We start from the raw sequence: 8854 nt of genomic DNA on the forward strand, positions 1-8854 counted from the left end.
CCGCCGTCATCGAGCGCAGCTTCGAGACCTGGCTCCAGGCCGTCGAACTGCCCGGCGAAGAGACCGGCACACCCCTGGAACGCGTCACCACCATGGCCGCCAACATCGCCACATCCCTCGTCGACGCACCCGACTTCCTGCGCCTGGGACTGATGCTCGCCCTGGAACGACGCCCCGTCGAACCCCGCGGCCGCACCGTCTTCCTCCAAGTCCGCGCAATCGCCGCCCGACGCATCGCGGAAACGGTCGAGACCCTCTTCCCGGACCTGGAGGAGGAGGCCGTCCGCACCCTCACCACCTACGCCGTCGCCGGTGCCGACGGTCTCTTCGTGCACCGGGAGATCCACGGCGACGCCGTCGACCTGGTGGCGATGCTCGAACTGCACGCCCAATTGGTGTACGAGGCGGCGAGCCGCATGGCAATGGCAAGGGAGACTCAGAAGGCGTAGCGGGGCGACCGGAGTTCACTCCGTCCCGGGCTGGACGAGCCGGAAGAGCAGCCGGGCGGCTGCCCGCTGGGCGGACTGGCGCAGACGGTACGGAAGCGGTCGGACCGGTGCCGGGGTGGGCGTGGCGGCCAGGCGGGGGAAGAGCGCCGCGGCGTTGGCATGGTTGACGGCCTTGACGGTGGCCTGGTCCAGGCAGGTGTCGAGGCCACTCGCGAAGTACTGGCCGGCCACGGCGGGGGCGAAGGGCCAGTCGCTGCCGAAGAGGACGCGCTCGGGGCGGGCGAAGGCGAGCAGGGTGGGCAGGGCGGCCGGGCTGGAGGACAGCGCCGTGTCGAAGTAGAAGCTCCGGAAGTCGTCCAGGACGTCCAGGGGACTGCGTCCGGTCCCGGCGGCGATGGCGACGGCCATGCGGTGGGAGGCGTAGGGGACGAACCCTCCCGCGTGGCTGAGGATGAACCGGATGTGGGGGTACGTGCGGACGATGCCGCTGCGGACGAGGAGGTAGGTGGCCCGTGTGGTGTCGAGGAGGAAGTCGGCGGCGAACGGCGGGATGTGCTCGACAGCCGGTGCGGGCAGCTCGGCCGGATGGACGAAGACGACCGCGCCGCGCTCGTCCAGGGTCCGCCACAGCGGGTCCTGGCCGTCCGCGCCCAGGTAGGTGCCCTGATTGTTGGCGAGCAGGGTGACACCGTCGGCACCCAGCTCGTCCAGGGCCCGCCGGGCCTCCTCGGCGGATGCGGCGAGGTCGGGCATCGGCAGGGTGGCGAAGTGGCCGAAGCGGCCCGGGTGTTCGGCCGTGAGGGTCGCGCCGTGGTCGTTGAGCCGGCGGGCCAGGGCCGCCGCCTCGGACGGGTCGGTGAGGAAACCCGTGCCGGGGGTGGAGACCGACAGGAGGGCCGTGGTGATGCCCAGCAGGTCCATGAGCTCCAGCGCGGCCCCGGTGCTCCAGTCGGGCAGGGCGCGGCCGCCCGCCTCGGCGATGCCGGTCCTGGCGAGCAGGTCGCGGTAGAAGGGCGGCACGCTGTGCTGGTGGACGTCGATACGGCCCGTCATGACGTGATGTCCTCTCCGCCGAGCAGGTCGAGCGCCACGTCGGTGATCATGTCCTCCTGGCCGCCGACCATCCCGCGCCGGCCGACCTCGACGAGCAGGCTGCGGGCATCGACGCCGTAGCGGGACGCGGCGGCCTCGGCATGGCGCAGGAAGCTGGAGTAGACGCCGGCGTAGCCGAGGGTGAGGGTCTCGCGGTCGACCTGGACGGGGCGGTCCTGCAACGGTCGTACGAGATCGTCGGCGGCGTCCTGGAGCGCGAACAGGTCGCAGCCGTGCGGGAGTCGGAGCTTGTCGGCGGCGGCGACGAACACCTCCAGGGGCGCGTTCCCGGCTCCGGCGCCCATGCCGGCCAGCGAGGCGTCGACGCGGTGGGCGCCGTGCTCGACGGCGGTGAGCGAGTTGGCCACGCCGAGGGAGAGGTTGTGGTGGGCGTGGATGCCGATCTCGGTGGCCGGGTCGAGGGCCTGCCGGAGGGCGTCGACCCGGGCGGCGACGCCCGGCGTCGTCAGCGCGCCGCCGGAGTCGACGACGTAGACGCAGGTGGCGCCGTAGCTCTCCATCAGGCGCGCCTGACGGGCCAGTGTCGCGGGGTCCGTCATATGGCTCATCATCAGGAAGCCGGCGGTGTCCATGCCGAGTTCGCGTGCCGCGGCGATGTGCTGGGCCGAGATGTCGGCCTCGGTGCAGTGGGTGGCCACGCGGACTACGGACGCCCCGGCGGCGTGGGCGTCGCGCAGGTCGTGGACGGTGCCGATGCCGGGGAGCAGGAGGGTGGCGACCCGGGCCCGGGTGACCACCGAGGCGACGGCCTCGATCCACTCCAGGTCGGTGTGGGCGCCGAAGCCGTACACGCAGGAGGAGCCCGCGAGTCCGTCGCCGTGGGCGACCTCGATGGAGTCCACTCCGGCGGCGTCCAGGGCGGTGGCGATGGCGGCCGCCTGGGCGGTCGTGTACTGGTGCCGGACGGCGTGCATGCCGTCCCGGAGGGTGACGTCGCTGATGTACAGGCGGTTCATCGGTTCACCCCCACGGGTGTGCGCAGGGCGATGCGTTCGGCGGCGGCGACGGCCGCGGAGGTCATGATGTCGAGGTTGCCGGCGTAGGCGGGCAGGTGGTCGGCGGCGCCGGTGACTTCGAGCATGACGGTGACCTTGGTGCCGGTGAACGGGCCGGCGCCGGGGAGGTGCAGGGAGTCGTGCCGGTCGAACTGCACCTTCTGCTTGAGCCGGTAGCCGGGCACGTACGCCCGGACCCTCTCGGCCATCGCCAGGATGCTCTTCTCGATGGCCGCGTGGTCGCAGTCTCCCTCGACCAGGCAGTACACGGTGTTGCGCATCAGCAGGGGCGGCTCGGCCGGGTTGAGGACGATCACGGCCTTGCCGCGGCGGGCGCCGGCGACCTCGCGCAGGGCGCGGGAGGTGGTCTCGGTGAACTCGTCGATGTTGGCGCGGGTGCCGGGGCCGGCGGACCGCGCGGCGATGGAGGAGACGATCTCGGCGTACGCGACGGGGGCGACCCGGGCGACGGCCGCCGCGACCGGCACGGTGGCCTGGCCGCCGCAGGTGACCAGGTTCAGGTTCGGGGCGTCGAGGTGGGCGTCGAGGTTGACCACGGGCACGCAGTACGGGCCGATCGCGGCGGGCGTGAGGTCGAGGACCCGGACACCGGTGGGCTCCAGCTTGGCCCAGTTGGCCTGGTGCGCGGTGGCCGACGTGGCGTCGAGGACCAGCCTGATGTCCTGGAACCCGGGCAACGCCAGCAGCCCGTCGACACCGTCGGCGGTGGTGACGACACCCAGCCGACGGGCCCGGGCGAGACCGTCGGAGGCGGGGTCGATCCCGGCCATCGCGCCCATCGTGAGCGCGCCGGAGCCGCGCATGATCTTGATCATCAGGTCGGTACCGATGTTGCCGGAGCCGATGACGGCGACCGGCCAGGGGGCAGGGGGCATGGAGGTCTCCTGGGGCAGCTGATCAGACGAAACTCACCGACACCGGCCCGAGGCCGCTGAAACGGGCCTCCACCTTCTGGCCTGCGGTGACGAACGGGGCGGTGGTCATGGCGCCGGGCAACACCACATGGCCCGGTTCCAGCGTGACGTCGAAGGCGGACAGCGTGTCGGCCAGCCAGGCGACGGCGGCGGCCGGATGGCCGAGCACCTCCCGGCCGTTGCCCGAGGCGACGCGCTCGCCGTCGACGAGCAGGTCGACCAGGACGGCGGGGAGGTCGGGCACCTCGCCGAGGGGCGTCCACGCGGCGACGACCAGGCCCGCCGAGCTCGCGTTGTCCGCGACCGTGTCCGCCAGGGTGATCTTCCAGTCGCGGATCCGGCTGTCGACGATCTCCAGCGCGGGCGCGACCGCCTCGGTCGCCGCGAGGACGTCCGCGACGGTGACGCCGGGACCGCGCAGGGGCGCGGCAAGACGGAAGCAGATCTCCGGCTCGACGCGCGGGGCGCAGTACCGCCCCGCGTGTACGGCAGCACCGTCGCGGTGGACCATGTCGTCCAGCAGATGCCCGAAGTCCGGCTCGCCGACGCCGAGAAGCCGCTGCATCGCGGCCGAGGTCAGTCCGACCTTGTGCCCGACGACCGTGGCACCGGCGGTCAGCCGGTCGGCGATGTTGCCCTGCTGGACGGCGTACGCGTCGGCCGTGTCCAGGCCGGGCAGCAGCTCCGACAGCGGGTCGATCGGCGTCGCGCGGCGTTCGGCGTCGCGCAGCAGCCGGCGGGCTCGCGCACGCTGGGGGGCGGTCAGGGTCATGCCTTGCTCCTCGCTGCCAGGCGGCTCGCCGCGTCGTGGACCAGCCGGGCGTGGATGTCGAACATCGCCACCAGGTCGACGGCGTCGCCGTGGATCTCCCGGTGCACGAACAGGCCGTCGGCGCCCGCGACGGCGTAGGTGGTGAGGGTGCGGGCCGCGTCCTCGTCCAGCTCCGGATACAGCCCCCGGACCGTCTCCGCGATGCGTCGGGCGGCGATTTCGCGGACTTGGAGGAAGACGGTGCGGCCGCGGGGTTCGACGGGCCTCCGCTCCAGGGCGAGCATCAGTCCCAGGCGCAGGAAGTCGGGTGCGTCGACCAGGGATGTGGCGATGTTGGCGGCCATGGCGGTGACGCGTTCCAGAGGTGTGCCGGTCTCCTCGCCGGGCAGTTCGACGGCCTGGAGCCAGGTCTCGAAGCTGCGCTCGATGACGGCGGCGATGAGGTCGTCCTTGTCCTTGAAGTGCCAGTAGATCGAGCTGGCGGGCAGTCCGCATGTGGCGCTGACGGCGGCGATGGAGGTGCCCTCGTAGCCCCGTTCGCCGGCGATCTCCACCGCGGCGTCGAGGATCCGCTGACGCGACTCCACCCCGTTCGCACGCTTCCTGCGTGCCGTCTGCGGCCTGGTCATGTGCCTGCCTCTCCCGCTGGTGCGGGGCCCCTGCGATCCTCGAAGGCCCCCTTGCGCAGCTCCACTCTAAAGAGGTTCAACGGGCGACCGCATCGACGAGAGCGAGGTCGGGAGGCCGAGCGAGCAGATCCGTACGGCCTCCCCGTCGGGCTGGGGCCGGTGGTCAGTACTCCCTGATGAAGCAGTCGGAGACGTAGCCCTCGACTCCGGTCCGGTTGTTGTGGACGTACGTCCAGTGGTCCTTCACCGAGCCGTCCGGGCAGGGCACGCTCTCCGCGTTGGCCTGCCCGCCCAGCTGCGTGTAGCCGTCGCCGGGATTGCCGTGCCCGCGCACGGAGGATGTGGTGCTGTAGCCGCTGTGAATCTTCACGCCTCTGGCCGTGAAGTCCCCCTGGGGTGGCGCCGCGGCCATCGCCGTCGCGGAGAACAGAGTTCCCAGCAGCGTGAGTAGGGCTGTGGTCGTCACGGTGGTGCGCTTGATGCTCATGAGGCTGCCTCCTGTCGCTGCGTAATCGATCGGTCACAGACTGGCATGAGGCTGTGAAGGCGGAGGCCACTGCCGCGGTGGCGCGGGGGGCACAGGCGGGGCGCGTGGAAGTCATGCCGCGGGCCGGCCGCGGCCTCTCGCCGCGTCAGTCCGCCGTCTGCGCCGGGTTCGCCGTCACCCTGCGCAGCAGTGGCCTGCTGCCCCCGATCGCGGCGAGCATCGCCAGCGCGCCGACGGTCACGCAGACGGCGAGCTGGAGCGCGCCGGAGCTGTTGACGGTGGCTCCGGCCGCCTGGTTGAGCTGGTAGCCGCCGAAGACGCCCATCGCGGTGGTGCCTCCGGCCAGGACGACCAGGGGCAGGACCGTCTCACGGACCCGGGCCCGGTCCAGCACCTTCAGCGGGGTGCCGGACAGCCGCAGCAGTCCGTAGACGCGGCGCCGGTCCAGGACTCCCGCGGCGGCCGTCAGTCCCGCGGAGGCCGTCGCGACGAGGAAGCTCAGGAGCAGCGTGGCGGTGCTGACCGTGGCGATGCGGTCGGTGATGGTCTCGTCCGGGGCGGACACATAGTCCTGCGAGACCGGGAAGCGGCCCTGCCCGGCGGGCGTCAGGGCGGTGACGGCCGCGTCGATCCGCTCGGGCCCGCCGGGGACCCGGGCGACCACGCCGGTGTTGCCGAGCAGCACGGTCTCGAAGCCGCCGTCGTTCACCGTACTGACGGTCGCCTCGACGCCCGCCCGGGCCAGCAGCGCACGGGCCTCGATCGCCGTGTGCCGGGCGTCGGCGCCGCCGTCGGTCAGCACCGCGACCTGGTCGGGGTGCTCGGGGAAGCCGATGTCGAGCTGGCTCACGGAGAAGAACCCGGCGACGAATCCAGCCAGAACCAGGCCGCTGACGGTGCGCCAGGCGCCGCGCGGGTCGTCACTGAGCCTGCGGGCGGCCAGCAGGGTGGCGGGGCGGCGGGCGAAACGGCCCGCGACCCGTCCCAGCCGGTCCACGACCCACGGGCCGAACAGCCAGAACGCCCCGTAGAAGAGGGCCAGCAGCACGACCATCCGGCGGTTCGTCAGATGCCCGCCGGTGCTCTGCATGATGTAGAGGAGGGCCGCGGCGAACAGTACGAGCCGGACCATGCGGGTGCGGCGCGGGTCGGCCTGCTGGGCCACGCCGAGGGGCGAGGTGGCCACCTGGCGCAGCATCGTCACCGCGCTGACCGTGAGGAGGACGGTGACCCCCAGCACCACCGCCGTGAGCCACGGCAGACCGACCCACAGCTCGCCGGTGTACCAGGTGCCGACGCCGTAGGGGATCCCGGCGAGGGCGGGCAGCAGCGCCACGTAGGCGAGGGCGCCCGCGAGGGCACCGGCGGCGCCCACCGCCGCCGCCTCGGCGGCGGTCATCGCGAGGATCTGGCGCGGGGTGGCCCCGGCCAGCCGCAGCGCGGCGAGCCGCTGTTCGCGCCGGGCCGCCCCGAGCCGTCCGGCCGCGGCGGCCAGCACCACGACGGGCACCACCAGCAGCACCGCGCCGAGCAGCGCCGTCTGCCGGTCGGCACCGGTGAACAGGCTCGGCTCGGCGCCGGTGAATCCGGTGATCCGGGCGCGGGCCGTCTGCCCGTCGTCGTACCAGCCGCCGCCCTCGGCCGACTTGGAGACCGCCGGGTCACCGGGTGCGCGTCCCACGACGGCGACCAGTTCGTCCGGGGAGGCGAGTCCGGCGGCGCCGATCGCGCCGTAGGACCGCGGCTTCGGGAAGCGGTCGGCGAGCTGCCGCGCGGGCAGTTCGCGGATCAGCTCGGCCAGGGCGGGGGAGACGTACACCTCGCCCTTCTTCGGGAACGCGCGCAGTCCGGGCGGCGCGGGGGTGGGCCCCCGGTCCGGGAGCCGGGCGAGGCTGACGACGGTGACGGGCCGGTGGCGTACGTAGGTCGTTGTCATGGCCTGGACGGCGGTCGCCGACCCGGCGGGAGCCGCGTCGGGGACACGCCAGGCGGTGCGGTCGGCGCGGGTGCCGGAGCCGAGGCAGGCGGCGATCATCACCAGCAGCACGAAGGCGCCGACGGCGGCGGCCGAGGCGGCGAGCACCTGGCTCTGCAGGCCGCGGCGGCCGGCGGACCGGGCGAGATGCCAGGTCAGGGGCAGGACGGGGGAAGGCATCGAGGTCTCCGGTGGCGTGCGCTAGGGGTCAGGCGACCGTGTACTGGTGGTGGCCGCTGATCCGGCCGTCGCGGACCTGGAGGATCCGGGCGCAGTGTGCGGCCACGTCGGCGTCATGGGTGACCATGACCAGCGCCGCGCCCTGCTCGCGGGTGACGGAGGTGAGGAGCCGTACGACCTCCTCGCTGGTGTTCTGGTCCAGGGCGCCGGTGGGTTCGTCGGCGAAGACGACGTCCGGTTCGCTCACCAGGGCGCGGGCGATGGCGACCCGCTGGGCCTGTCCGCCGGAGAGCTGTCCGGGGCGGCGCTTGGCCAGGCCGTCCAGGCCGAGCGGCGCGAACCAGCGGCGGGCGCGGGCGACGGCCTGCCGGCGCGGGACGCCCTCCAGCATCAGCGGCAGGGCGACGTTCTCCTCGGCGGGCAGTTCCGGCAGCAACTGGCCGAACTGGAAGACGAACCCGAAGCGCTTGCGGCGCAGCGCGCTCAGCCTGTTCTCGCCGAGGTTGTCGAAGCGCTCGCCGCGCAGCAGGACCTGGCCGTCGTCGGGCCTGATGATCCCGGCGAGCGTGTGCAGAAGGGTGGACTTGCCCGAGCCGGACGGGCCCATGATCGCCAGCGAGTCGCGCTCGGCGACCTCGACGTCCACGCCGGCCAGTGCGGTGGTGGGGCCGTACTTCTTGGTGAGGCCGTGACCGGCCAGGACGGTGCTCATGACGCGGTGTGCTCCCGGGTGGGGTGTCAGCGATCGAACGGTGTCAGCGCTCGAACTGCCAGGTGACCTGCGGTGTCGCGGGGTCTCCCTCCACCTTGATCACGCGCACGGGAATCGAGACCCGCCCGCCGTCGACCCGGGCCGTGCACGTCTCGGTCGCACCGGCCACCGCCTTCAGATGGGCCGGGCAGGAGACGTCGTGGATGTCCTGCCCGACCCACGGCAGCGGGTGGTACCAGCCGTCGATACGCGCCTCGAGGATGGTCCTCTCCACCGCCAGGTGGCCGTCCACCTTCACGTAGAACGCGCGGGGGATCGTGTCGATCGTGGTGTGCTGAACGTCCTTCGAGGCCAGCAGCCAGGTGACGAGACCGCCCACGGCGGCCATGGTGGTCACGCCGCCGACGGCACCGACGAGGAAACCGCGCTGCATCTCGTACTCCTGGTTCGGGGTCAGGCTCCAGCAGAGGAAGTGGCTCCACTCTCGCCCGGCAGCGTGGGCGCCCGCCTCGGCCGTTCGGCCAGAGCCGCGGGCCCCTCACCGCGCCGTCCCTCGGCCGTTCGGCCGATCACGGCACAACGGAAGGGCCGGCTCGACACCCAGTGT

General features: G+C 72.9%; 10 protein-coding genes. 1 reads left to right on the forward strand and 9 read right to left on the reverse strand.

Annotated features, from left to right (window positions below):
- Positions 1-449 (forward strand): TetR/AcrR family transcriptional regulator (locus ACFTZL_RS35585; protein ID WP_382591694.1); only part of this gene is annotated, 449 nt, incomplete at its 5' end.
- Between the two features lie 15 nt (positions 450-464).
- On the opposite strand, the gene ACFTZL_RS35590 is transcribed toward ACFTZL_RS35585, so the two are convergent.
- The 9 genes from ACFTZL_RS35590 to ACFTZL_RS35630 all read right to left on the reverse strand — a co-directional run bounded on the left by ACFTZL_RS35590 (position 465) and on the right by ACFTZL_RS35630 (position 8680).
- Positions 465-1502, reverse strand: coding sequence for an amidohydrolase family protein (locus ACFTZL_RS35590; protein ID WP_382591697.1), 1038 nt, complete (start codon positions 1500-1502; stop codon positions 465-467).
- Complete coding sequence (dmpG, locus tag ACFTZL_RS35595; protein WP_382591700.1) at positions 1499-2518, reverse strand: 4-hydroxy-2-oxovalerate aldolase; 1020 nt, start codon at positions 2516-2518, stop codon at positions 1499-1501. Before dmpG ends, ACFTZL_RS35590 begins: the two co-directional genes overlap by 4 nt.
- The gene (locus tag ACFTZL_RS35600) at positions 2515-3453 is read right to left on the reverse strand and encodes an acetaldehyde dehydrogenase (acetylating) (protein ID WP_382591703.1); all 939 of its coding nucleotides are present in this window, start codon (positions 3451-3453) and stop codon (positions 2515-2517) included. The genes dmpG and ACFTZL_RS35600 overlap by 4 nt, the downstream gene beginning before the upstream one ends.
- 22 nt (positions 3454-3475) lie before the next feature.
- Positions 3476-4264 carry a 2-keto-4-pentenoate hydratase gene (locus ACFTZL_RS35605; RefSeq protein WP_382591706.1) on the reverse strand — a complete coding sequence of 263 codons (789 nt, stop codon included), beginning with the start codon at positions 4262-4264 and terminating at the stop codon, positions 3476-3478.
- Positions 4261-4893 (reverse strand): TetR family transcriptional regulator, encoded by a 633-nt coding sequence (locus ACFTZL_RS35610; RefSeq protein WP_382591709.1) that lies wholly within the window; start codon positions 4891-4893, stop codon positions 4261-4263. The genes ACFTZL_RS35605 and ACFTZL_RS35610 overlap by 4 nt, the downstream gene beginning before the upstream one ends.
- Positions 4894-5056: 163 nt before the next feature.
- Entirely contained in the window at positions 5057-5380 is a 324-nt protein-coding gene (locus ACFTZL_RS35615) for a hypothetical protein (protein WP_382591711.1), read from the reverse strand.
- Between the two features lie 145 nt (positions 5381-5525).
- Positions 5526-7535 (reverse strand): FtsX-like permease family protein, encoded by a 2010-nt coding sequence (locus tag ACFTZL_RS35620; protein ID WP_382591714.1) that lies wholly within the window; start codon positions 7533-7535, stop codon positions 5526-5528.
- A 28-nt stretch (positions 7536-7563) separates the two neighbouring features.
- The gene (locus ACFTZL_RS35625; protein WP_382591717.1) at positions 7564-8247 is read right to left on the reverse strand and encodes an ABC transporter ATP-binding protein; all 684 of its coding nucleotides are present in this window, start codon (positions 8245-8247) and stop codon (positions 7564-7566) included.
- A gap of 43 nt (positions 8248-8290) precedes the next feature.
- On the reverse strand, positions 8291-8680 hold the full coding sequence (locus ACFTZL_RS35630; RefSeq protein WP_382591720.1) for a DUF4333 domain-containing protein: 390 nt from the start codon (positions 8678-8680) through the stop codon (positions 8291-8293).
- Positions 8681-8854 lie beyond the last annotated feature (174 nt).

The sequence above is a fragment of the Streptomyces sp. NPDC056948 genome (assembly GCF_042674225.1).
Classification (GTDB): Bacteria; Actinomycetota; Actinomycetes; order Streptomycetales; family Streptomycetaceae; genus Streptomyces; species Streptomyces purpurascens.